The sequence below is a fragment of the Actinomyces sp. 432 genome, from assembly GCF_009930875.1.
Classification (GTDB): domain Bacteria; phylum Actinomycetota; class Actinomycetes; order Actinomycetales; family Actinomycetaceae; genus Actinomyces.
Window position 1 is genome coordinate 2692799 of sequence record NZ_CP025249.1, and the last position, 25630, is coordinate 2718428.

Below are 25630 nucleotides of genomic sequence, written 5' to 3' on the forward strand. Positions count from 1 at the left end.
AGTCGTGGGCATGAGGCGATGCTCTCACGGCACGCGAGTGTGCCCCGAGTGCCGTCGTGCGGGTCCTGTTCGCCGGTCTGCCCCTCCCGGCGACTGCTCAAGCTGTGCTGCCATGCGGGGAGGACCCGGAGTGCAGGTCGTCGTCATCATCCTCACCGATCGCGCACCAGTGCTCAACCAGCAGGCCGATGCCGGTCCACACCACGCAGGCCGCCAGGCAGGCGCCGGCCGAACGCGCCAGGGACGTCATTGCCGGCGAGTCCAGGTGGAGTAGTGCGACGGCGAGACCTCCGGCGTATACGCCACCGATGACGGCGCCGACCCGCGCGGATGCCTGCGCGGCGGCCGCCGTGGTGGCGGCCCCCGTTGGGGTCATCCAGGTGGGTTCGTGCTCGCGCAGGCGCCGCACCGCCAAGCCCGCGATCAGCACGATCGCTGCGATGGCGATGGCGACCGCCGCCCCCCAGGGCGTCAAGGAGACGACCCAGCCGAGGTGGCGCAGCATGAGATCCGATGCCGCCCAGGCGAGCACACCGGGACCGATAAAGCACGCGAGGACCGTCGTCCAGCGCGTGCGGCGCATCATATGCCCTGGCCGTTGCGGCCGATGACGTCGTTCCAATTGGGCGGAGCGGCCCAGGCGCGCTCATCGTCGTCACCATTGCCGCCTATCGCGCCGCCCAGGAAGCTCGGTGCGGCGGGGGCTGCTGGTGCAGCGGGAGCGGCGGGCTCCCCGGGCGTGACGGGCTGCGGTGCAGCAGGTGCGGCAGGACCCGCAGGCGCAGCAGGAGCAGCTGGCTCCCCGGGTGCTGCAGGAGCGGCAGGCACGGCAGGCGCGGCTGGTGCAGCAGGAGCAACCGGAGCGGCTGGATCCCCGGGTTCCGCAGGCGCCGCTTGTGGGGCCTCGTTGTGGGGCTCGTCCTGCTCGGCGCCCTCCGCGGGCTCCGGCGGGGCGACGTACTGCCCAGTCGGCAGGGCGGGCAGGTGATCGGAGTCCAGCCAGTCGAGAGCCAGCCAGCGCACGCCATCACGGTCCGGGGCTGCCTCCGCCAAGGCGGCCACTGACTGGTCACCGATCTCGGCGAAGGGGTCGGCCTGTGCCCACGGGGCCAGCACGAAGGCCCGCTGGGCGGCGCGGGGATGCGGCAGGGTGAGCTCGGGGTCCGCCGACCTGACGGACTCGTAGGTGATGATGTCCGCGTCCAGCGTGCGCGGGCCCTGCGGCCGTGTGCGTACGCGCCCGGCCGCAGCCTCAAGTCCCTGGCACACGCCCAGGAGTTCACGCGGGGAGAGGGTCGTGGTAGCCAGCACCACCGTGTTGAGGTAGTCGGGCTGTTCCTGTCCGTCCGCGACTACGGCGGCCGTGCGTGCCAGCGGGGCGACGGCGGTGACCGTGATCCCATCGGTTTGCCGCAGCGTGTTCACCGCGGTGCGCAGGGCGGGTACAACACCGCCGACGTTACCGCCCAGCGCTATCACCACTGCTGCGGGGGCCTGCGGGCGCACGGTGAGTGGGTCGACCTGCGGCTGAGGCGCCGGCGCGGCGTCAGGCTGGGGCGCGGCGGGCGCCTGCGGTACGCCAGTCGGCGGGACCGCGTCCACCGGCGCGGCGAAGACCGGCTCCGACGCACTGGGCTGGGGCGGAAGGGGCAGGGCCGCGTCGGAGTCGGGCTGTGCCTCCGGCGGCGACGGCGGAGCCGCTAGTGGCTCGGGCGCCTCGGTCTCACCCACCGGCTCCGCAGGCGGTTCCGCTGCCTGGACCTCGACCTGGGCCTCAACGGCGGGCTCCGGCGTCGGCGGCGCGCTCAGCGGAGCGGATGCCGACCACTCCGGCTCGGGCGCCGCAACCGGGGCCGCCTCCGGCTCCAGTGCCGCAGCCGGAGCTGCTGCCGGCTCCGGCGCACCAATGGGCGGCGCTACCGCGAGCGCGTCCGCGGCGGCGTCTGCAGCGGAGTCAGCGTCACGGAAAATGCTGACCGACACGTCGTCGAAGGCGACATCCAGCGGCGCCTGGGGCTTGTGGACCGTCACCTCCACCGCGGTCACGCGGGGGAAGGCGAGTACGGCATCACTGATGCGTTCGGCCAGTGTCTCGATCAGCCCGACCGGCTCACCCTCAATGATGCCGACAACCGCCTTGGCCACGTCCGCGTAGTTGACCGCATCGGTCACTGAGTCGGTGACGGCCGCTATCGCCGTGCCGCGCTCCCCTAGGAACACCGCGACGTCAGCGGTGAACAGCTGTCCCTCGGTGCGCTCAAAGGGGAGCAGGCCGTGGTAGCCGCGGGCGGACAGGCCTCTCAGCGTGATCCTGTCGGGGTTGGCTTGAGTGGTGCTCATCGGTGTTCCTTCCAGAGGGAAGCGGTGCGGACGGCGTCTCGATTGGCCGGGACCTCATGGACCCGGACAGCCCAGGCGCCGGCGGCGGCGGCCAGGGCAGTGGTGGCGGTGGTGGCTGCGTCCCGGGCGAGCGGGTCGGCGGCGGCCTCGGGAACGGTGGCGGCGGCGAGGAAGCGCTTGCGCGACGCGCCGATCAGGACAGGGCGGCCCAGGCTGCTTCTGAGCCGCTCGGTAGCGGCTAGCAGCTGCCACGACTGCGCGTGCGTCTTGGCGAAGCCGAGGCCCGGATCCACCACGATCTGCTCCGGGCGCACGTCGGCGGAGTCAAGCTCGGACAGACGCTCGCGCAGCTCCGCCTCCACCCCGGCTACCACGCCCGCGGCCCCGTAATCGGTCAGCGCGTCCATGGTTGCGGGGTCACCGCGCCAGTGCTGACAGATGTAGACGACCCCCGCCGCGGCCACGGCGCGATGCATTTCCGGGTCGGCGAGCCCGCCGGAGACATCGTTGATGATCTGCGCGCCGGCGGCGACTGCGGCGGCGGCCGTCTCGGCGCGCAGGGTATCGACCGAGACAACCGCGCCCGCCTTGGCCAGCGCCTCGATAACCGGCAGCACCCGGCGGCTTTCCTCCCGCCCCGTCACCGGGTCGGCGCCCGGGCGGGTGGACTGGCCGCCGACGTCGAGGATGTCCGCGCCCTGAGCGAGCAGCTGGTGCCCGTGCGCGACGGCGAGCTCGGTGGTGTCCCAGCGGCCGCCATCGGAGAAGGAGTCTGGGGTGACATTCACGACGCCCATCACCAGGGTGCGCCCGGCCGCGGAGGCCGCCGCAAGCGCCTGCGGCAGCGGCGCCGGGGCCGTAATGGGTATCGCGTTCACGCCCCCAGGCTATAGGACACCGCCCAGTTCCCCCGGATTTCGGGGGCAACGAGATCGAATACGGCCGCTCAGGCGCGGCTACCCAGCACCAGGCTCATGGCCTCGGCACGGGTGGCGGCGTTCCGCATCGCACCGCGCACCGCGCTGGTGATGGTGTTGGCGCCGGGCTTGTGTACGCCGCGCATGGACATGCACAGGTGCTCGGCCTCGATCACCACGATCACGCCGCGCACGCCCAGCCGCTCCACCATGGCGTCGGCGATCTGGGAGGTGAGCCGCTCCTGCACCTGCGGACGGCGCGCGTAGCCCTCCACCAGGCGGGCGAGCTTGCTCAGGCCCGTGACGCGGCCGTCCTCGCCCGGGATGTAGCCGACGTGCGCGACCCCGTGGAAGGGCAGCAGGTGGTGCTCGCACACCGAGTACAGGGGAATGTCCCGTACCAGCACCATCTCCTGGTGGTCGGCGTCGAACACCGTCTCCAGGTGGCGGGCCGGATCCTGCCCGAGCCCGGAGAACATCTCCTCCAGGGCGCGGGCGATGCGGTCCGGGGTCTCACGCAGCCCGTCACGGTCGGGGTCCTCCCCGACGGCGGTCAGCAGGTCCCGGATGGCGCGCCGCACGCCGTCGGCGTCGTAGGCGGCGCTCACCACTGCCGCCACTCCTCTTGGCGATCGGCGTCCGGAGAGGCGCCTCCCGCGTCCTGCGGCGCGTCCGCCGAGTCGGGGCCGACGGCGTCGGGCCCCGGCGCGGGCTGCGCTCCGGTCGCGGCCGGGGCGGCTTCGGCGGGCTCGGCGGCGTCGGGTCCCTGCGCCTGCGTGAGCTGGGCGGCGGCCTTGGCCGCGTGACGGTCAGGGGCCTGCGCGGCGGCGGTGAAAGTGCCGGTCACGTCCTCACCCAGGACCAGGGCGTCGTCGGACTGCCACAGGGGGCGGCGCGGCTGCTTGATGACCGGGGCGAAGATCTGCTCCAGGTCCTTCTCCAGCAGTGTCTCCTTCTCCAGCAGCTGCGTGGCCAGGTCCTCCAGCACGTGCCGGTTGCGCACCAGGATCTCCCAGGCCTCCCGGTGGGCGGCGTCCATGAGGGCACGCACCTCGGCGTCGACCGTGGCGGCAACGTCCTCGGAGAAGTCGCGGCTGGTGGCGTTCAGGCCCAGGACCGTCTCATTCTCGGTGGTGCCCAGGCGCACGGCGCCCACGGAGCGGGTCATGCCGTAGTCGGTGACCATCTTGCGGGCGGTGGCGGTGGCCTTCTCAATGTCGTTGGAGGCGCCGGTGGTGGGGTCGCGGAAGACGATCTCCTCCGCGGCGCGCCCGCCCATGGCGTAAACCAGCTGGTCGAGCAGCTCGTTGCGGGTGGTGGAGTACTTGTCGTCCGCGGGCATCACCATGGTGTAGCCCAGGGCCTTGCCGCGCGGCAGGATGGTGACCTTGGTGACCGGGTCGGAGTAGGCGCTGGCCGCCGCGCACAGGGCGTGGCCGGCCTCGTGGTAGGCGGTGACGGCCTTCTCGTGGTCATTCATGACGCGGGTGCGCTTCTGCGGGCCGGCGATGACGCGGTCGATGGCCTCGTCCAGGGCCCGGTTGTCAATCAGCTGGGCGTTGGAGCGGGCCGTGAGCAGCGCCGCCTCGTTGAGGACGTTGGCCAGGTCGGCGCCGGTGAAGCCGGGGGTGCGCTTGGCCACCTGGTCCAGGTCGACGTCGCGGGTCATGGGCTTGCCCTTGGCGTGTACGCGCAGGATGGCGGCGCGGCCGGCCATGTCCGGGGCCTCCACGGAGACCTGCCGGTCGAAGCGGCCCGGGCGTAGCAGGGCCGGGTCCAGGACGTCGGGCCGGTTGGTGGCGGCGATCAGGATGACGTTGGTGGTGGCGTCGAATCCATCCATCTCCACCAGCAGCTGGTTCAGGGTCTGCTCGCGCTCGTCATGCCCGCCGCCCATGCCGGAGCCGCGGTGGCGGCCGACGGCGTCGATCTCGTCCACGAAGATAATCGCGGGGGCATTGGCCTTGGCCTGCTCGAACAGGTCCCGCACGCGGGAGGCGCCCACGCCCACGAACATCTCCACGAACTCCGAGCCAGACATGGAGAAGAAGGGCACCCCGGCCTCGCCGGCGACGGCGCGGGCCAGCAGGGTCTTGCCGGTTCCGGGCGGGCCGTACAGCAGCACGCCCTTGGGGATCTTGGCGCCTACGGCCTGGAACTTCTGGGGCTCGGAGAGGAACTCGCGGATCTCCTCCAGCTCCTCGACGGCCTCGTCCTCCCCGGCGACGTCGTCAAAGGTGACATCCGGCATCTCCTTGCTGCCGACCTTCGCCTTGGAGCGGCCGAAGCCCAGGGCGCCGCTGCGGTCCCCGCTCATGCGGCCGATGAGCCACCACATGAAGCCGATGAACACCACCATGGGCAGCACCAGCTGCAGCAGGGAGGACCACCAGGTGGTGGTGGGCACAACCGAGTTGTAGCCGCCGGAGGGGTCGGCGGCCTGGACCAGCCGGTTCACCTGCCCGGCCTGGGCCTCGGTGTAGGTGAACTGGACGCGGCGGCCGAGGTCCCGGGCGCTCTCCCCCTCCTGCCGGGGCTGCTTGGTGTAGTCCTGGGTCAGGTCCAGCTCCACGCGCTGGGTGCCGTCGATGACGGTAATGGACTCGATGGTCTCGGGCTGATCCTGCAGAAGGGCGAGGCCCTCCGAGGTGTCGATGGCGCGGTAACCGCTGATGGAGCTCAGCAGGGCCCACCCCAGCACCACCAGCAGCACAAAGGGGGCGATCCAGAGCAGCGGGTTACCCAGCGCCGCCCGACGCCGCCCGCCATTCTGCTTGGAGCCGCCCTGCTTGGAGCCGCCCTTGTCCCCGCGGCCGCCCTGCTTCGCGGAGCGCTCCGTCACCCGGATCTGACCGGAATCGTTCATCGGCTTTTGGTCCCTTCGCACGTCTATGCGCTCCGACGCTAGCGGAAACCACCGACGCGTTCCGCCCGCTTCCACCCGTGTTCGCGCCGGGCGTGGGCAGGGACCGGTGCGCGGCGCGGGTTCCACGCCGCCTGTGAGTCCGCAATGTGACCAAGTCGAGGACACTGGCGGCGGTAAAGGGTTGGCAAAGCCCCCCTCGAGTCGTCTAACGTGTCGGTTACGTGCTCGGTCGGTCTGGGACCTGAGTCCGGAAGGGCACGTCCCCGATGACTGCGTCGGCCCGGTCCCTGATTCCGGGGAACGGCCCGCACCGCAGTGAAACCCGTTGCCAAGACGCAGGAGACCCTGAATATTGTCGCCGATCAAATCATTGCGCCGATGTGCCCCTACCGCGGTGGGAGCGTCCGCGGCCGCCGCTGCCGCGCTTTCTATCGCCGCCGCCCTGCCAGTGGCCCCGGCCCAAGCCGCCGTCCAGTTCGATACCACCTCTGACCTGATGTCCGCCTCCGGGCTGTCCGGGACCGTCTACACCGCGGGCGACGAGTTCGCCGACGACGGCGCGGGCATGAGCTACTCCATCTCCGATACCCTCCCCGACGGCATTGAGGGCAACATCGCCGTCCCCCTGGCGGATGACAGCTATGCGGTGCCGCAGGGGCTGCCCACCGCGCCCACGCGCGCGACCGACTCGGCCGCCGTCGAGGACCTGTTGTCCCGGGCCCAGAGCTTCTACGACGCCGGCAGCCAGCTCATTTGGGACTCCAGCCGCCCCACTCCGCTGACCGGGACGGTTGTCCACTCAAGCACCACCGCACCCTACGGCGTGACCTGCTCGACCTTCGTCAGCATGGTGCTGCTGGGCTGGGACTACGACCACACCACGTACGTGGCCGATGAGAACACGCAGGTGGGCTACGCCGTCGACTTCGGGGTGGACCCCAGCACCTCCAAGATCTGGCGCGCCAATAACCTGGCCAGCTGGTTCTACGCCCACGGGGACCTGTGGCTGGAGACGGGCGACGCCGGCGACACCTTTGAGCGCGGCGACATCCTGTTCTTCTCCGAGCAGGACCCGGAGGGCCGCATCGACCAGGTGCGCTCCGGCACCGAGGCCACCTACTTCGGCAATGTCTACCACGCCGCCATCTACATGGGCGACGGCATGCTGATCCACTCCACGGGCACCGGCGACGGCGTCAACATCACCACCTTGAACCCGGTGCTCAAGCAGGACCTGTCCTTTGTGGCCCGCCCGAGCTTCACCACCGAGGCCGCCAACACCGGGCAGGCCACGGAAACCAGCACCGGGCAGGGCACGACCGGCGGGACCGGGCAGGGGACGACCGGCGGGACCGACGCCGGCGTCGACGCCCCGAGCGGATCTGCTACCGCCCAAGGCCAGACGACCGAGTCGACCGGCGGGAGCACCACGCCTACCGCAGCCGTCCCCGCACCCACTGCCGCTGGAGGCCAGAACTCCACGCAGGGCGGAACCACCGGCAACACGAACTCGGGCGCCGTCCGGGGGGTTACTCCGGTGCCGCCCAACCGGCACTACTCCCGCCCGATCGAGGATCACCGCACCTGGATGAACCGCTGAGAGGTCGGCACGCCTGCCGGGCTGGGTTGTGCGGCTCGGCTGTGCGGCTGCCCCAATGGCCGGCCTGCGGCTGCCCCAATGGCCGGCCGCATAGCACACGCGGGAAGCCGCGCAGACAACCGCATATTCACCGTGGGTGGCGGCGAGGCTCCAGGGCCTTGCCGCCACTAACGTGCTTGCGCGCCTCACACGCGTGGGTCACGGTCCGCACGGCCTCGACCCCACGCACGCAGATGATCCGCGCACCTTACGGGCGTGGTTCACGGGGGCGATTCCCGAGCTCGGGGACGACTCCCCACCGTTGCGCGCGGTGCCGAACCGTCCCGCGGGGCGCACCAGCGCGCACGACCAACCCGGTCCCCGCGGCCGCCAACACGGCCATCGCCAACGATTCGCTGGGACGACGATGCCCTGTACGCCTACCCCGCGCAACACGTATCGAATCGCCGACCCGACGGCACGAGCCGTCGGGTCAACGCCCGAATCCCCACCGCACCTGACGAACTACCAACCACCACGGCTCCCGCTAAACCACCGCCTTGCCCGGCGTGCCTTCACCGTATCCGGTGAGCCGCAGCCGTGCCTCGTGAATACCAAGGCGCATGCAGAAACACGGCGAGCCACTGATATAGTGGCGTTTTGATGAAAATCACTGCGCAGTCCGGGCTCGCGGCGCCCGAGTACTGGCCGTTCCTCGAAGAGGCACTCCCCAAGCTTGACCGCACATTGGAGACCGGCGATCTCGGGGAGTTCCGCGGCGGCGAACCTTTCATCGGAGCCGTCAATATTCTTGCTGCATGCGCCCAGCGAGGTATCGACCTGAGCGACGAAGCCATGGCCGAGGTCGAGCACGATGCACACGCCTTCGCCGACGACGAGTGGCACACCTACCGTCATTTATCCGCCAAGGCGCTGGAATACATCGCGATGATCCGCAGTCGCCGCGACGCGGACCCTGCAACCGCCTAGCCTTAGCGCACCCGCCCCGAGGGCGAGCCTGCGAACGCGGCCGAGTGGCCTTCCCCGTAATCCAGCAACACCCCGCCATGGGTTCCGCCCGAACGGGAACATACGGGGTTATTCATGCGGTGCGGGGCATCTATGCGCGCGGCTCGCTGCGGCCGCGGAATCCGCCGGGCACCGGCCGAGGGTGTCAAAATCGATGACAAACGCTGTCGACGACGTCCGCAGCTGCGGACAAATCGTTGGAATCATGCGGCCTCCGAATCGTGACTGGCGCACGCGGAAGGCGTTTGTCATCAATTTTGACACCACCCCACGACGGCCGCCGCGCAGCACCCCTCCCCGAGGAGCCTGCACACACCTGAAAGCGCGGTGTGCCACCTGACGTGAGCACGTCCTGTGCCACGACGCTGGCGCGCTTGAGTCTTAATGCACCTTGAGGTGCGAGGTGCTTCCTGACGCGCAGACATCAAGCTAGTGCGCCAGCGCTTCATCAAGTCTTAATGCACCTTGAGGTGCGAGGTGCTTCCTGACCACCGTTGACATCCTCGCCGCCGTCAAAGGCGCTCGAGTCTTAATGCACCTTGAGGTGCAAGGTGCTTCCCGACCCCTACCCCTGGAAACCGCGCCATACCACCACTTCCAGGCTCGAGATCGCCACCGGCCCCGCAAGCACCCCACGAGACCGACTGGCACCAGGCCAAAACTACCACCTTTCGTTGAGAACAAGCCAAGCGCCACCGACACTCCCCAAGGCCCCTCCAGCCACCAACTTTCAACGAAGTCATGCGGAAAAGTCGAGGTCAAAATGTATCAAACTTTGTATCGTAGACCGAATTGTGACCCTCTCACAGCGCCCACCACCGCACCACTGGTCACACACAACCCATTGGCACCACTAATAATGCACGGCCCCGCCGCTCGCGCCGCATGCCTACACCCCGCTCCCGCAACCAGCAACGTGCGCACTCGTCACCGGTCTCGGCGACGTCAGCGGCCACGACCACGCCCCTGGCCCGAGCGCTTCTTGCGGCCGAAAACCAGATACAGCACCCAGGCCACCACCAGGGCAAGAAGAATCATCCCGAGGCCCACCATGAACCCGATCGCCCCATGTAGCCGCGGGCCTCCGTCGTACAGGTTCGACCAAACTTCAAGCACGACCGACAGCGGCAGCCCGACGAAAGCCAGTATGCCCACGGCCCGCTCCAAGACATGCGCAGATTCCTGCCGCTCACGCTCCATCTCCTCCCACCTGCGGTCGCGCGCCTGCCGCTCCTTGTCAGCGACGTGCTCCTGGCGCTCAATCAGCGTCTGCACGCTCTCCCTAAGCAGGCGGGCCTGCTCAACAACCTGCTGTACTCCACGATCAAGCCCCCCGACGTCCTGCATCCAGGACAGAATCAGATCCGCCTGCATGTGCCTAGTGATGTCGGTGCGCCATTCTGAGGCAAGGAATGCGACAGCATCACTATCAAGGTCAATGGCCTCCTCGATAAGGGCATCCTCCTCGCCACGCTGCCCCTCACCCCCTTCCTGACGGATCGCATCGCTCGAGCCATGACGCCGTTTCCGCAGCGCGCGCAACCGCTGCGCCGTATCTGCCAACCTCCTGGACAGAAGCCGCACATTCAACTCGTTCAGCAGTATCATCAGGCACACGTCAACATTGATGGAACAGGTCCGCAGCAATGCCTCAAGGATAAACTCATCCTTCTGCCGAGGCATGTAGGCGACGCCACGCTCCCACACGGTCACAGCCCAACTTTGTGAAAGCAGATGAGTATTCCTCCGCGCCATCGCATAGGGTCCCCCGCTTAGCTCGATGCCACTCTGGTAGGCCAATTCGCCCCAGCACCACCCGCTCGCGGCAAGCACCGCCTCCGGCAGTCGCCGTCGTGCAGGGGCGCCGGCCGTAGACCGGCGAAGCTCATCGACAACCTCCGCCGAGACCCCAACACCCATGCGGCTGCCCAATTCTTCTGCAGTCTCCCCGAAGCGCGGAAACCAGGCTTCACCTAGGCTCAGTGGAATCCAAGTCAAGGTGCGCAATGGAGAGGCGATTTCCGTGCTGCCGCCCGTCGACTCGCAGGCGAGCGCCACCTTGTTGGAATCGCATACATCTTCCGACTGGAGCAGACCGTTAAGCATTTTCCCCAGCTTGGGCAGGCCACCACCCTCACCATAGGCCAGGTCAGCGCGCAAGAGATCCGGGTCCCGCACAATCGCATGAACTACAAGAATCGCGGAGTCGGAGTCATCATCGTCCGCGAATCGCAAGACCTCAAGACCATCGACACGAAGCATCGCGTCGCCTTGTGCGTCGTCACCCGAATAACGGTATTCCCCGTACTGCCGCAATATCAATGAGCGTCGTTGATCCGGCGAAAGCAACCGGGATGCGACCTCATGATGGAAGTAATCTGCGCGCACCTTGCGGTTCGCCGTGATCTGCCGCCCAGACGGCACTACAACCCGAAACGACAGCGGCCCGTCGGTCCACCCCGAGAACACTGTCTCCCACGGCGCGCAGACCTCGAGTCTCCAAAAGAAGACCATGCGCATCTCATCGGGGTCCTTCAAGTGGATGAAGCCGGTGCGCGGCGGCCGACTCGAGTCAGCCCCTACCGTGGCCGGACGTTCCCGCTCTTCGGTCATCGGTCCCCCTCGTCCCAACCAGGACCCACATCGCCACCGCCCACAGCGGCGTCGACCGGTCGCGGCAGGCACCCCAGGCGGCGAGCACCGACCACCTGCCCATCGGCGTCCCGGATCAGGTCATCGGGCCAGACCAGGTCGGTGCGCTGCGGGAAGTGCTCCGCCACCACCCGGCTGGTGACGTAGACCGTGCCGGGCTCGGGCGCGGGCAGGGGCGGGTCGATTCCGAGCCAGGTGGCGCCGACGACGATGGGTACCTCCCGCGCACCGGTCGCCTCGCCGGGGTGCTCGGGGTCGTAGACGGTCAGCGTCTCCTGCCGTCCGTCCGACAGCAGCAGCCGGGGCACGACGTCGGCCCCCGGCAGCCGCAGCGGCCCGCCCTCAAGGTGCAGGATCACCTCGTGCGGGGTGAGGTTAACCAGGGTGAGGGGCTTTGCGGGTGTCATGCGCGCGCCTCCGCCCAGTTCCGCAGCGCCCGGAACCGCTCGGCCCACGACTCGTCAAGACCGGTGGTCAGATTCCCGGGGCCGGCCTTCACCGACTTGATGGCTTGCTCAAGCAGGTCTGCATAGCCGAAGTCATCATCGACGTCGACGAACCTGTTGCGCATCACCTCCCGCACCGCCTCATCGACCTGCCTGTCTCCGTGAGTGAGACGCACTTCATTCCTGACCTCGTACAGAAGCCGCAACAGGTCTCCGCGACTACATGCCTCCACTCCATGCCTCCGTGCCGTGTACACCTTGACGTCCTGCCACGCGTAACGCTCTCGAAACAGCGTTTCGGCGGCCTTCATGCGCCGTCGCGGGAAGTCGACCGCCTCGGCTGCAACAACCACCAGGTGTGGATCGACATCCCCCTCGGTTTCCAGACAGAGTTCATGGACCGTATCCATGACGGACAGCAGTACGCCCGCATGCGCATCGGGATCCTTGGCGTTGACCGCCGCCAGGTACTCCTTGCGCAACTCATCACACGCCTGGGCCCACACATCCATGTCCTGGTCGCCGGCGCTGAGCACCCGCACTGCACTGAGCAGGTTGAGACTGGAAAGGCTTGCGGCCGCCGCCTCGCGCAGTGCCGCCTCGGCGTCGTTGTGCAGAGCGATACGGTGGAACTGCATTCCCGACCGCTTGATGTTCTGCCCCGGCTGAACCGAGGTCTGCACGAACAGCGGGACTGCGTGCTCGGCACACCAGTCCTGAGCGGCTTCCAGCGCCCCGATGACGGCGCCCTTCTGCCCCAGCCCGACGACGGCGACGGCGGAAGGCCGCTTGGTCTCCAGTACATCACGGACAATTCTGGCGACCTTCCGCGACGTCTCCTCAACGGCGAGGAACTGATCTCTGCTGACACCCCCGTAGTCAATAATGTCTACCCCGGAGGCAACCATGCCGTCCTTCGGCGTGGTCAGCAGAACGGACGCACAGGTCTTGACCGCGGTCTGTTTGGAGCCTGGATCCGCAGAGTGCAGCAGCAGGAAATCCACCTCGCCCACGCTCCCGTCTTCCAGCATTCCCCCGGGGACAGCGCGCTTGAGCTCCTGGTCCGGCCCGGCATCCATGACGCGCTCAATTACCGACGACGGGCGATAGTCGGTGCCGATGTTACAGATGTACAGGACCCGCCCCTGACCGGGCCAGTGCATCCAGGAGGGTACTCGTCTCCACAGGTCAGGAACCTGTTGGACGGTGGCCAAGTCGGACACCGTCGGCGCCGCGGCATCGTGGACGGCGCGGTTGCCAACCGGCCGCAGGCGATCACCTGTTGTGAGAAGCCACGCGGCCGAGGTGGAGCCCTGGTCCAGCTGCTCATCGCGGACCAGGCCCAGCACCTTGCCCAGTTCCTTGCCCGGCAAGCGCTTGAACACGCTACCGATCTGATCATCCTGGGCGCGCCCTGCGTTCTCCTCGGCCAGCAGGGCCTCATAGTGCTTCTCCACCCAGGCGCGCACGGCCAGACCCGCGCCGTTGTCCGCCCGGGTCATCTCCACCGCCACCAACGAAGCAAGCTGCTCATCGGTGGCCGCGGCCAACACCTCTCCCCTCTCCTGCCCCGCGCCGCCGAGCACCGCCTGGAGATCACGAAGTAGCCGCGTGTGTTCCTCGTCGATCAGTTCCTCTCGGCCGTGCTGCCGAGCCCACTGAGCGGCTTGTTCCAGGTAGCCCAAGGCGCGCAACCAGTAGAAGGGGGCGTTGCCGTGGTGGCCGCGACGGATCAGGCGCGCCTCGGCGTCGTCAGGACTCCCGGCAACCGCCAGACGCCAGTCGTAGCCGAGTTGGTCGACCACTCCCATGGCGCTCAGGCACATCATGGTTGCCCCGCCGATCATGGACACCACGACGGGGCGGTCCACAGCAGTGCCGTGCGCCGCCTCGACCCAGCTGGTGAGGTCTCCGCGGCCTACCTGTTCGTTCAAGTCGCCGTCGGCGTGAAGCTCCGCTATGACTTCTAGCCCGTACCGTTTATGCAGAGCCGCTCTGATCTCGTCACGCTCCAGAAGCGAAGCAAGGGCCTCGGCAATGTCTGCCGTGGCCCCGTAGCCGGAACTGCTACCGAGCAACAGCACGCGTACTTGCCCCTCGTGACCCTCGTCCTGGATCGCTCCCAGTTCCAGGGCCAGCGGCGTCCACGCGAACCGACTCTCAAGCTCTTCAGCCACCGCACCGCGGAGCAGGAGGCCGACGGCCTCGTACCCCGCACCGCCCGCTGCGGCATTCTGCAGCGTTGCGACGCCGGTACACCTGGCTTGCTGGCGCTGTTCCCCCTTGAGTCTCAGGATATCGCTCCCTAAATCGCCTTCACCGACGATGTGAACGAGCAGGGTCATGTCAGGTCCTCTCTGACCGCCTGAAGGGGTCGCTTCCTTCCCGGGTGAGTCCGCCTCGGGGACGGCGGAGCTCCACTGCCCCGAGTCTGCCCCCAAGTCCCGGTCGGCGTCAGCAGAACAGGCACGAAGACCTATTGTTAGGAGCCCACCTCAAAAGCGTGTCGCACCTCACGCCACCATGGCAGACTACACGCGTCCCGGCATCCGCCCCGTCCTGTCCCGCTCCGTCCCGCCCCGAGAGGATCCCCATGCAGCTCGTCATGATCGAGACCAACGGGAATCAGAACTACATCTTCTCCTCCCCGCGCCTGCGGGAGAACATCGGGGCGTCGGCGCAGCTGGTGCGGCTCAAGGCGTGGACAGACAAGGCGCTACGAGAAACCCACGTCAGGCAGGCGTGGGCGGAGTCCCACGAGCCCAAGAAGCAGGCAAGGCCTAAACCGTCACCTCCCCGGGATGCCACCAGCCCCTCACACTTCAGCTCTCTGTGGGTCTCCCGCGCCTCGGGCAAGGTCATCTTCATGGTGGACACACCCCAGCAGGCCAAGGCCGTCATCGGCCACGTCACCCGCACGGCGCTCGCCCAGGCGCCTGGCATCGACATATCCGGTGTCTTCATTGACATGGGCGAGGCTACGCACGTGGACGAAGCACTGCTGAGGACACTTCATTCGGAGGCGAGTAGATACGCGCTCGAGCGCCTCCCGGCAGGCTCCCGCTTCTCCCAGGTCCCCTTTCTCGCACGCGCGCGAGACTCGGCGCTGCCAGCTGCACCACCCCTGAACACGTTCCTTCCAAACGGTCTTGCGGACGAGGCCAAACAAGACCTCATAACCGCTTACTCACTGCCCTCCCGGGTCAAGCGCTACGAGGCTTACCGGGCACGTAAGGCACTGATCGAGCGCGCAGTCGGAACCAAGCCCGGCCTGGAGGAGGACAGGGACGAGGGCCGACTCGTCCGCGATCCGACCCAGCTTGAGAACAAGTACAAGGAGCTCCAGGAACAGCTCAAGCACGACCTCATGCAGACGTTCCTGATAGACGAGGACGAGGACACAGTCCCCGACGATTCCACCGACGACGTAGACACCGACACCGCCGCTGACAACGCAGACTATTCGCTTCGCGCCATTGAGGAGGTCTTCCAAGACACGGAGGTCGTTGACCGCGAGATCGAGCCGGACGACCTCGTCAACATCACCAAGCTTTCCAAGGTTGCCGTCATACACATTGACGGCAACGGCATCGGCGCCATCATGCGAAACTTAGAGATCGCAAAGAGCTGTGTCGGCGTCAAGGAGTTCGAGTCCTCAGTCGGCTGCCACCCGGACGACCCCGATGCGGTCCGCCGCTTCATACTTGGCGTTAGCACACGGTTGGACGGCGTCGTGACTTCCGCGTTCGCCGATGCCTGGTTCGACGTCGCGCGCTGGGCACAGCGTGACAAGCGCGCCCAGCAACTCGACTTCACCGTGGTCCCGGTCGTACCCGTGATCCTCGGTGGCGACGACGTCACGGTGATCACCAGCGGCGACTACGCAATACCCTTCACAACCTCATTCCTGAAGCACTTCGAGGAGAAGACAGCCTCTGATCCGCTCCTGAAGTACCTGCACGGAGTCGACCGGGGTGCCGCTCCGGGCGACGATCAGCCCGAGTACACGCCGGGCCCGATGACGGCAGCCGCCGGCGTTGCCGTAGTCCGCCGCAACTTCCCCTTCCACATCGCCTACGACCTGGCCGAACGGCTGGTTGAGTCGGCCAAGCGAGTGGGCAAGGCGCAGGTTCCCGCAATCTCCACCCTGACCTACCACGTCCTTTTCGACACGACCGTCCTGGACGCCGACGAAGTCCTCAGCGCCTACAAGAGCTTCACCACCCGCCCCTTCCTGCTGAACCCCGACCCGGCCCGGCCGGCGGGAACCTCGGCGGCGCAGCACCCGGACTGGGTGGAGGTGTGCGAACGGGTGAACAAGTTCAACGGACTTACCGAGGAGGACGAGAAAAGCGGCGAGACCCGCTTTCCCCGGACCAGGGCCACGCGCATCCGCAGGTTCCTGTCCGACGCCGCCCAGGCCCAGCTCAGGGGAGAGACGATTCTTCGGGACGAGCTCAAGAAGCGTGCAGAGGAGGAATGGAGCTCTGCCAAACAGGCCCTGGGCAAGCACGTCGAGGCAATCGGCGGAACCAACGGCCTGTTCGATCTGCTCGAGCTGTCCGACCTGCTGCCTAAACGCTACCTTGCCGAGCAACTTGGTGAGACATCGAGCCGAGCCCCCGAATCCGCCAGCCAGCAGTCCGAGGAGGCTCAGGCATGAGCACCACGAGCGTTTTCCCATCGTCCCACTCACCCGTCAGCTTCCCGCTGCGCGTGGTCTTCAAATCCGATTGGGGCGTATCCACCGGTGCCGGGATCGCTGGCGGCGTCGACGCCGTCGTGGAGAAGGACGATCGCGGCCTGCCAATTGTGCGCGGAACCGTCCTGGCCGGTGTGATTCGCGAGCAGGCCTTCGTTGTCGCCGCTGCCCTCGACCAAGACGCGGCGGCCGGTTCCGCGGCGGCCTCAACCGACCGCCCCACCTGGCACGCCTTCGTCACCCGACTATTCGGCAACGCCAAGGACCCGCGCCTAGTAGGTTTCACTGACGCCCGGCTCCCCGACGACGTCACCCCGGAAGACGCGGTCCACGAGGTGGTGTCGCTATCCATTGACGAGGACACGGGCACGGCCAAAGAGGACCACCTGCGTTTCTTCGAGCGCGCCGCCGCAGGCGAACTCGATGGAAAGGTCGTGCTCGCAGACTTCGATCCTCAGGGGCGGCCGCTGGTCTGGAAGGACAGTCAGATTGACGCCGCGCGACTGGTCCTTAGCCTGGCCGGGCTGCTAGTGCGCGGCATCGGCTCGAACCGGTCCGACGGCGACGGCGTCTGCGACGTCCTGATCGGTGATCCGCAGAAGGCGTACCCGCCCGCCGAGCGGCCGACCCTTGAGACCGTCAAGACGTGGTGCCAAGGGCAGTTGAAGTCCGAGCGGGTTGAGGTGCCCTCCGTTCCCCGGGCAGACGGCAAGGCTCGGGCTCCGGAGATCCCTCACGCTTCCGCATCCGGCGACGAGGCGGCACCACCTGCTCCCAGCCGTTTCTTCACGGCCACGCTCGACATCCAGCTACTGACCCCGGTCGTGTCCTACGAGGTGCCCCTGTCCAATGAGGTGCGTTCCCTGGACTTCCTACGCGGGACCGTACTGCTGCCTTGGGTTCACAGGCGCCTGCGGGCCGCTGCGCCGGAGGACGCGCTTGTGCGCGACGCCGTCGTCGCGGGTGACCTGCTGGTCTCCGACGCCACTGCTGTGATTGCTGGCGCGGAGGGTGAGTCCCTGCAGGGGATGCCGGTACCGCTGGTGCTGTCCCGTCCGAAGAACCCGCCCCGCACCAGCCCTGCGGGTAACGCAAGCACACCGGACGGCTCCCATAAGCCCATCGCGATCACGAACCGGCTGCTCGCCGGCGAGCCGGAGGATGTGCACAAGCCGCTGCGCGCGGGTTACGTGTTTGTTCCGGCCGACCGCCCCGAAGCCCCTGACAACGTCGTCGGCTGCTTCGGGGCGCCGGCACTCGTAGGCAGGCAGTCGACCGCCCACGATCCTGCCACCGGCGGGGCGCGCAGCGGCCAGCTCTTCCTGGTCAGGGCGCTCCCCGCGGGACTGCGCATGCGCGCCACCGTAACTGTGTCGGACAGGCTTTTCGACCGGATCAGGCCGCTTCTGGCCGCGGCATTCCCCGACGAGGTTGAGGCCCGGCTCGGGTCGCGGCGCCTGAGCGGCACCTATGGGTGCGCACAGTGCAAGCTGTCAGACTTCGATGAAGCAGACCCGGCTTCGCGTGCGGGAGATCCCGCATTCACGCTCTGGTTCACCTCTGACGTGCTAGTGCGTTCACCTCAGCTCGGTCCCGGAGGCAGCATTGAGGATCTCCTGCGGGCCTTCAGCCGCGCCGGCGCCCCTGTCGCACTGGTGGGTGAGCGCAATGCGCAGCAGTCCACGGCGTCGCCGCCGGAGGGCGCATTCACCGCCGGAGTCCGACATAAGCGCGTGGACTCGTGGTCGGCGGCCGAACACCAGCCGCGCGCGACTCGGACCGCCATCTCGGCCGGTTCGGTGCTGCGGGTGGTGCCCGCAGAGGGTGTGGACTCCGCGGCGGTTCTCCGACGGCTGACGGAGCTGTCTGTCATCGGCGTCGGAGAGTTGACCGCGCAGGGGTATGGGCGGTTCGTCATCGACCACTGGGTGCTCAAAGAAGCACAGATCCACTTGGCGGAACTTCACCGAGCGGACTTCCTGAACGGCACACAAACACAAGCAGAACGCGCTGATGCGGACAGCGCCTCCGGCGACCACGAGGAGGGGCAGGCATGAGCATCACCCGCTACGAACTGACGATTCGGCTGCGGACGGCTTCACCGCTGCATTCGGGCGGGATCGACGAGTTCGTCGATCACACCCGCTCAAAGGAGGAGCGCAAGTCCGTGCCGCGGCGCTTCGTCCGCGACGGGCGTGAACACCCGATTATCACCGGCCGTTCGGTCAAGGGCGCCGTATGGGCGGCGTGCCGCAAGTACGTGAAGAACCACAGCGACGCCGGGCTCACGCTTGCCGATCTTGATTTCCTTCAGGGACTGGCCGAGGACAACCGAGCAGGCGCCCTGACCTTCCGCTCCATCGACTTGAACGAGGTGGCTGAGCGCGAGCGCAAACCGAAGAAGGACCAGGACACGAAAGACCCGCTGATCACCCGCACGGGCATCGCCGTCGACCGTTACTGGGGCACGGCCGGGGATACGGCCCTGTTCCAGCACGAGTATGTGCCGACGGGCAAGTCCCTGGAGCTGGTCATTACCGCACAGGTCGGGACGCTGGACGGCGCGGGGGACCCGAGCGCGTCAACCGGCAATGCTCCATCCGAGAGCGCGAACAAGTTGAAGGACCCGGAAGCCACTGTGGAGCGACTGTTCGCACTCATCATCGCCCTGTTCGCACAGGAGCGCATAGCCTTCGGCGGGCGCAGGAGCGCCGGCTGGGGCAGAGTACGACTGGACGAGACGAAGTCGAGTACATCGGGTCCGCCTACATCGGGAAGACCGTGGACCCTGGTGAAGACTCCCCTGGCGAGCAAAGACGCCCTGTTGGGCTGGCTTCAGCCTTCAGAGGGGCAACGCTTCCCGCTTGAGCCAGCGAGTATCGCCCCATCCGGCCTGGTCAGAATCACCATCACCTGGGACAGCCCCACCGGCATCCTTGTGGCTGAGACGCCTTCCGAGGATGACGACGACGAACAACGGAAGAATGACGAACAACGGAAGAATTTGGTCAAGCCGCTCCGCACGGGACCGGGAGAAGAAGACACGCTGGTACTTCCCGGCTCATCGGTGCGCGGGGCCCTGAGGTCACGCGCGTCGCGTATCGCTCGTACGGTACTTGCCGTCAAGCGGCCGGAGGAGGAGAGCTGGCAGAACTGGGATGTCCACAAGCAGTTGGCTCATGACCCGACCCTGGTGCGCGACCTATTCGGTTCACCCGAGCACCGCGGCGCACTGACGGTGCTGGACACCGTTGCCTCCAGCGACGGTACCGGACGCGAGGTGACCCACAACGCCGGGGACCGCTGGACCGGCGGCGCCGCGGACGGCGCCTTGTACCACGAGATGGTGTACGACAACGCCGACTGGAATGACATCGTGCTTGAGCTCGACGCCGATGCCCTGCCTGGGAGCGATGACCGCCGGAAGGCGGCGTGGTGCCTGCTGGGCCTGGTGCTCGCTGAGCTGATTACCGGGACCCTGCCCCTGGGCAGCCGCGGCACCCGCGGCATGGGGCAGGTGGGCGTATCCGCGGTGCGGGTGAAAACGGGCAGCTCACTCATTCCCGGGTGGAACCTGACCGCCAAGGACAACGACTCCGAATCCCTCGCGCGCGGCATCCTCGCCGAACTGCGCGGGATCGACATCGCCGCCAGCCCAGACGCCGACGAGGGCTGGGAGGGCTGGTCCAGTTATCTAGCCGAACCGCCTGAACGCTCGGAGAAGACCGACAAGGAGATCTCTCATGCCTGAGCACAGTCCCAACTACCCGCCGCTACGGCGCGGGTGGATCACGAGCTCCTCATGCGGGGACGGTTCTCTCGCCGCGGTTCTGTCCGAGGCGACCGGCACCGGCTGGCAGGGCATCGCGTACACGACCGTGGGCGCCTGCGCGCTGCGCGGGGTACATGGCGTGGCGGGGAGTACGAGACTCCGGAACACCGACGGAAGCGAGGTTGACCCCGGCACCGTCTATGAACTGCGTCTGTGGTCGGTGGACACCAGCGACGACACGGCGCTTCTGGCCCGTGAGCTGCGCTGGCTGAACGGAACAGGCGGCGTAAAGCTCGCCGTATACACGGCAACCGAAGACGCCCACGACGCCACACCATGCTGGTACCGGAGGAACAGCTACTTGCAGCACGGCGCCGACGCACCCTTCAAGGGCTCGGACACCATGACCAGCATCGAGGTCTTCACCGAGGAGTCCACCTACGGGAACACGGTGTTCATTGACGAGATCATGACCGGAAGGTGGAGCTTCAATGGCTGAGTTCGGTGACTTCCACTCCGCTGTCAACCGCATCCCGCTGCTGCGCAAAAAGGCGGCTGGCCTGGCTGACAAAAGAGTTTTCTCAAGGGACCTCTTCAGTGACCGGGCCGCCCGGGGCCACGACCACCTTGAGTCAGATCACTGGTCCGGGTCGATCGATCTGGAGATGACGGTGCGCACGCCGCTGGTGTTCGGGGAGCAAGCTACCGAGGAGACCTTGCTTCCGGGCGGCAAGAAGGAGAAACGCAGCTTCGTGGATCTTCCCAAGAACGACGACGGCACGGTGCGCGTACCTCCCACCATGGTCAAAGGCATGCTCTCCCGCGCATACGAGACCCTTACCTGCTCACGCTTCCGCGTGTTCAGCGATTTGCCCGGCAAAGCCGCGGGTATGCCCGACAGCGAGGCGGACACCGCACCGCTGACATACCGGGGTGACGCCGCCAGTGCGCTCAGGCTGGTGCCTATCCGTATCTGCGAGAAGCAGGAAGACGGTTTCGTATGTGAGCTGTTCTACGGGGATACGTTGGTGAAGAACGACTATCGCGACGACCGGAACCGACGCTACCCCACTATGCGTGCGGCCACGCTCCAAGGCGACACGGTGGGACCAGCGAACCTAATCGTAAGCACCCAGCGACTCACGGCGATGACGCCGCACCGCAAGCGTATCCGCTGCCACCTCTCGCTATGCTTACACGGGGACCGCGCCGAGGGTGCGCGCTACGCCTACTGGCAGGTAACCCACATCATCACTGACACGGGCGAGATACCGCTGTTCAAAATCCCTAGTACGGTAACCGTCATCGACCACTTGTATAATGTCGAGGGCTACGTATGCCGTACCGCCCCGGATGGCATGAGGCCGAACCAGCTGTTCTCCAAGAAACACGACGAACGGTTCTTCTTCGATGTTTCGCGTCAGGGACCGAAGAAGGTCACCATCGAATCCGATGTCTGTAAGGCTTACGCAGCTGTGGTACGAAGCTATGTTTACCAGCGGACGCAGGACAGCCCACGGAAGCGCCACGAGCCCAACCGGGCGACCCGAGCCGCCCAGCAGGATTCGTCGGCGGCGGCCCTCAAAGTGGACGACCTTGCCTTCGCGGTGGTGGACGACAGCGGCCCCGGGCCTGTTGTGCTCGAGATCGTGCCGACGATGATCGGACGCCATGCCTATCGCAAGAGTCCCTTCCGGCTCGCACAAGCACAGGGCGCAGCTCCGCTGTCAACAGCTGAGGAGGCCTCCGCCGCGGACCGACTCTTCGGGTATGTCGTGCCCTATCCTCAGGAAAACGCTGTTCGAGGCGATGTAGCCATGCGCGGGCGCGTATCCGTAGGGAAGGTTGATGGTTCCAGAGCCAGGATCAGCCGCGACCACAAAACCCTTACGCCTCTACTCGAGCCCAAACCAGGATCGGCTCGCCGCTTCCTGACCGCTCCCGGTGGCAGCACACCCGTAGCTGAGGGGGGACAGAGCCCAATCAAGCGGTCGGAGTACTTCTCCCCCGGGCAGCTGCTGGGGGCGGCTGCGTATCCGGTCCACCGCAACGTGCTCGACTCGCGGAAGTTCCCCAAGCAGGCCACAGCGCCGGCGGTGATGAACGGCCGCGAGCAGCACAACGCGAATGTGCAGCTCACCGCGAAGTCGTGGGTAGAAGTCGGCAGCGTGCTGCGGTGTACCGTGTCCTTCACCAACCTGAGCCACGATGAGCTTGCCGCTCTCATTTGGGTCCTCACCCCGGAAAACCTGGTTCCCGAGTCGGAACAGGACTCTGACCGCTCCAAGTGCGGCTACCTTCGAATGGGCCTCGCCAAGCCCTTCGGTCTTGGGGTATTGGAGGTTCGCATCGCCGAAGGCGGCCTGCGTGCGCGTCGGGGCGCCGGCCTGTCCGACTCCTATGCGACTCTCAGCGGGTGCCTGGGCCTCGATGACCCGGTCGCGGAACCAAGCAACTTCACGCTGTCCCATGCATCGAACCTCAACAAGACACCATGGGTAGCGGCGATGCAGCGTGCAGCCTACGGCTATGCCGACGACATTGAGGTCCGGCACATGACTATTGACGAGAACAGGGAGAACAACCAGAGTGACGGAGGTACAGGTGAGCCCCATCCCGAAAAGGGAATCGGGCCTCGCGATATGTTCGGCCCACACTCTGCCAAACCTATCCGCGTCGGCTAGCCTCAATAAAGAAACAGCCCGCCGGCGCACTCAAGCAGAGGCCGTGGTCAGCGGTGGCGAAGGGAACATCAGTCATGAAATGGCACCACGCCTACAACGGCATCCCCACGGTCCGTGATACGGGCCGGAAGGGTGGCATCACATTCACCGGCGACCACGTTCCATCCGGGCAGGATCGGCTTGCGCCTGACACTCTGTCCGGCGAACTGGCACTCACCATCACCGTCGCCTCGGCCACGATTCCCGGGCAGAGAACCGCGGATCGGCGCGTGGTGGTGGCCTCGCGCAGCGGAGAGCCGGAGGGTGCACGCACCTGGGAGGACGCCACCATCCCCGTAACTACACTGAAAGGCGTACTCTCCTCCGCCTACGAGGCGGTCACTGCTTCGCGCATGCGCGTATTCGCTGACCACGACCATGTCCTCACCCATCGCCGCACCACTCAGGAGTCCGCCACGCTCTACCCGGTTCTCCTGGTGCACGACGGCGGGCCGAACAGCGATCCCGAAACAGGCTTGAGTGCGCGGATCATGCTCGGCAAGAACAGCCCACGCAAGGACGGGAGGCCTTGGCACCGTCCAGACTACGTGTGCGCCGCCGTGCTTCCCAATGACCTGAACTCTCGAACCGCCCTATACGACTCGGCGGGCAGATGGATGTACTCCGGAGCAACCGACGAAGACGACCGGAAGTACGCCAACAGGGTATCTGACACCGATGCGGAGAAGCGGCTGAGCCAACTGCGCAACGCCACACCACATCTCAAGCGCATCAGCTTCACCGTGGAGATCGAGAAGTTCTATAAGACTCGGCGAGCGGTCGTCGCTCGCGTCGGCGATAAACGTTTCTGCGGCACAGCATCCAAACCCGCGGAGAAGGACACTAGGACCTACACAGGCGTGGTCGTAAGGCTCACGCCACCTCATACTGATCCGCTTATTGACACCAAGTTCAACGAGTTCATCTTCTTCGACACCAAGAAGAACCGTACGCGCCGCCCGGTCAACGCCGACGTCCTAGAACGATTGGTTGAGGTCATTCACAGCTACTTGGAGAACATACGCCAACTCATGGACCGCGAGAAGGCTGGCGTCCCTAGTAACACGAATACTCGCAAGTCGACCGACTCGAAGACGTGGCTAGTCCATGAGATCGCCAACGGCAAGATCAACGAGCACGGGCAGATACTCGGCGCCTCCGATCCCAAGGTCGATGAGGGTAAGGGCTCCGCGGTCATGGCCGACCGTGCACAGATCAAGCAGTTCCTGGTGAAGCTCGCCTCCGACAAAGACAGCCCCGGCATCCCTCTGTTCGCCTCGGTGTCGAACAGGGGCAACATCACGAGCCTGACGCCATCCCAGGTTGGCCGGCGCACGGCGCCCGGATCACTGGCCCCGGTCAAGCTGGCAGAGAAATCAGGAGTCGCCCCCGCACGTACCTTCGCCCAGGCTTCGGCCGGTGACCGCATGTGGGGCTTTGTGGCCGATCAGAAGGCGGAGAATGCCAGTCAGGCGGCAGCGGTACGCGGACGCATAACAATCCATCCCATCACACCCGTTCAACCTGGCCACGACAGTTGGCTACAGCGGCCTGCGCCCGACGATAAGCCTTGGCTTCTTCCTACTCTGGCGAGCCCCAAACCCTCGACCGGAGTACCGTACCTACGAGATCAGCGAGGACGGGCGCTGCCGGAGGAAACCACTCGCGCCGGCACGTATCAGCCAAAACAGACTCTGATCCGCAAGGTGTACCCCACCCACCGCAAGCTACTCGGCCGAGAGGGCTTGCCTAACAGCACGCTCCTCGAAGGCGACATCGGCCCTCACGACACTGTGGTCGGATCGTTTCTGTCACCGGGGGCCAAGTTCACCACGACGATCGCCTTCGACGGGCTGACGCCCGAGGAACTTGCCGTGCTGGTCTGGTTGCTTACCCCGGAGTGCCTGGTACCACCGGACGCGTCCCCCGACGACGAGTCGATGCGCCGCGGCTTTCACCGGCTCGGTCTCGGCAAGCCGCTCGGCTACGGCGCGGTTGAAATCAGGGCCACCGACGTACACATGCACACCGGTAAGAGGTTAGCTGGCATGTACATGCAGCTCAACGGATGCCTCGGTTGTACGCCGATCGACGCAATGACGACGGCTTCGGACAGACTGGCCAACGCGCTAGACGCGCTGCCCAGCGACTTCGAGAACAGCCTGCCGGTGCGCGCATTCGTGCGTGCGGCCTACGGCTGGGATGGTAAGGCCGTGGTCCAGTACCCGGACGCGGACAAGCCCGCCGACAGTAAAACTGGCGTGTCCGCCACCACCAACTGGTTCAAGAACCGCGAGGAGAATCGGGTCAAGCACAGCATCGACCCTGATGATTGCGAGATTGACTCCGACTACGATCTACCAGACTTGCTGGCAGCACCCGGCGGACAGGAGGCAGGCAGCAGCCCGGCAGATTCCAAACGCTCCCAGCCCGGTTCTAAAGCGAGCAAAAGCAGCAGACGTCGAACAGCCATCAGGCGTAGCGGGCACCAGCCCAGAAGACAAGAATCAGGGGCAGGCTCGCAGCTCAGACATAATCGTAAGGGCAAAACACAGAAACGGCGCCGACGCGATAGCGACCATCGCCACTGAGCATCAACAACTG

General features: G+C 66.5%; 16 protein-coding genes. 8 read left to right on the forward strand and 8 right to left on the reverse strand.

Features of this window, described 5'->3' with window-relative positions:
* Positions 1-97: 97 nt before the first annotated feature.
* From CWT12_RS11285 to ftsH, 5 genes are all read right to left on the reverse strand, one after another.
* Entirely contained in the window at positions 98-583 is a 486-nt protein-coding gene (locus tag CWT12_RS11285; protein ID WP_161925463.1) for a DUF3180 family protein, read from the reverse strand.
* The gene (folK, locus tag CWT12_RS11290; protein WP_161924877.1) at positions 583-2340 is read right to left on the reverse strand and encodes a 2-amino-4-hydroxy-6-hydroxymethyldihydropteridine diphosphokinase; all 1758 of its coding nucleotides are present in this window, start codon (positions 2338-2340) and stop codon (positions 583-585) included. Before folK ends, CWT12_RS11285 begins: the two co-directional genes overlap by 1 nt.
* The gene (gene folP / locus CWT12_RS11295) at positions 2337-3218 is read right to left on the reverse strand and encodes a dihydropteroate synthase (protein ID WP_442862532.1); all 882 of its coding nucleotides are present in this window, start codon (positions 3216-3218) and stop codon (positions 2337-2339) included. Before folP ends, folK begins: the two co-directional genes overlap by 4 nt.
* A gap of 68 nt (positions 3219-3286) precedes the next feature.
* Positions 3287-3865 carry a GTP cyclohydrolase I FolE gene (folE, locus tag CWT12_RS11300; protein ID WP_161924878.1) on the reverse strand — a complete coding sequence of 193 codons (579 nt, stop codon included), beginning with the start codon at positions 3863-3865 and terminating at the stop codon, positions 3287-3289.
* Positions 3862-6123 carry an ATP-dependent zinc metalloprotease FtsH gene (gene ftsH, locus CWT12_RS11305; protein ID WP_161924879.1) on the reverse strand — a complete coding sequence of 754 codons (2262 nt, stop codon included), beginning with the start codon at positions 6121-6123 and terminating at the stop codon, positions 3862-3864. The genes folE and ftsH overlap by 4 nt, the downstream gene beginning before the upstream one ends.
* Before the next feature lie 394 nt (positions 6124-6517).
* Here ftsH and CWT12_RS11310 point away from each other — a divergent pair, with 394 nt between their 5' ends.
* Both CWT12_RS11310 and CWT12_RS11315 read left to right on the forward strand, forming a co-directional pair.
* A complete protein-coding gene (locus CWT12_RS11310) occupies positions 6518-7723 on the forward strand; it encodes a C40 family peptidase (protein WP_161924880.1) in 1206 nt (401 codons plus the stop codon).
* 639 nt (positions 7724-8362) lie between these two features.
* Positions 8363-8692, forward strand: coding sequence for a hypothetical protein (locus CWT12_RS11315; RefSeq protein WP_161924881.1), 330 nt, complete (start codon positions 8363-8365; stop codon positions 8690-8692).
* A gap of 984 nt (positions 8693-9676) precedes the next feature.
* Here the strand turns inward: CWT12_RS11315 and CWT12_RS11320 are convergent.
* Genes CWT12_RS11320 through CWT12_RS11330 form a run of 3 tightly spaced genes read right to left on the reverse strand, consistent with a single transcriptional unit; the run spans position 9677 to position 14174 of the window.
* On the reverse strand, positions 9677-11344 hold the full coding sequence (locus tag CWT12_RS11320) for a hypothetical protein (RefSeq protein WP_161924882.1): 1668 nt from the start codon (positions 11342-11344) through the stop codon (positions 9677-9679).
* On the reverse strand, positions 11341-11790 hold the full coding sequence (locus CWT12_RS11325; protein ID WP_237564169.1) for a hypothetical protein: 450 nt from the start codon (positions 11788-11790) through the stop codon (positions 11341-11343). Before CWT12_RS11325 ends, CWT12_RS11320 begins: the two co-directional genes overlap by 4 nt.
* On the reverse strand, positions 11787-14174 hold the full coding sequence (locus tag CWT12_RS11330; RefSeq protein ID WP_161924883.1) for a hypothetical protein: 2388 nt from the start codon (positions 14172-14174) through the stop codon (positions 11787-11789). The genes CWT12_RS11325 and CWT12_RS11330 overlap by 4 nt, the downstream gene beginning before the upstream one ends.
* Positions 14175-14422: 248 nt before the next feature.
* Here CWT12_RS11330 and CWT12_RS11335 point away from each other — a divergent pair, with 248 nt between their 5' ends.
* From CWT12_RS11335 to CWT12_RS11360, 6 genes are all read left to right on the forward strand, one after another.
* Positions 14423-16492: a hypothetical protein gene (locus CWT12_RS11335; protein WP_161924884.1), complete on the forward strand. Its 2070-nt coding sequence runs from the start codon at positions 14423-14425 to the stop codon at positions 16490-16492.
* Complete coding sequence (locus tag CWT12_RS11340; protein WP_161924885.1) at positions 16489-18588, forward strand: RAMP superfamily CRISPR-associated protein; 2100 nt, start codon at positions 16489-16491, stop codon at positions 18586-18588. Before CWT12_RS11335 ends, CWT12_RS11340 begins: the two co-directional genes overlap by 4 nt.
* Positions 18585-20282 carry an RAMP superfamily CRISPR-associated protein gene (locus CWT12_RS11345; RefSeq protein WP_161924886.1) on the forward strand — a complete coding sequence of 566 codons (1698 nt, stop codon included), beginning with the start codon at positions 18585-18587 and terminating at the stop codon, positions 20280-20282. Before CWT12_RS11340 ends, CWT12_RS11345 begins: the two co-directional genes overlap by 4 nt.
* Positions 20275-20802 carry a hypothetical protein gene (locus CWT12_RS11350; RefSeq protein WP_161924887.1) on the forward strand — a complete coding sequence of 176 codons (528 nt, stop codon included), beginning with the start codon at positions 20275-20277 and terminating at the stop codon, positions 20800-20802. The genes CWT12_RS11345 and CWT12_RS11350 overlap by 8 nt, the downstream gene beginning before the upstream one ends.
* Positions 20795-22987, forward strand: coding sequence for a TIGR03986 family type III CRISPR-associated RAMP protein (locus CWT12_RS11355; protein WP_161924888.1), 2193 nt, complete (start codon positions 20795-20797; stop codon positions 22985-22987). The genes CWT12_RS11350 and CWT12_RS11355 overlap by 8 nt, the downstream gene beginning before the upstream one ends.
* Before the next feature lie 74 nt (positions 22988-23061).
* Positions 23062-25617, forward strand: coding sequence for a hypothetical protein (locus tag CWT12_RS11360; RefSeq protein ID WP_161924889.1), 2556 nt, complete (start codon positions 23062-23064; stop codon positions 25615-25617).
* Positions 25618-25630: the final 13 nt, after the last annotated feature.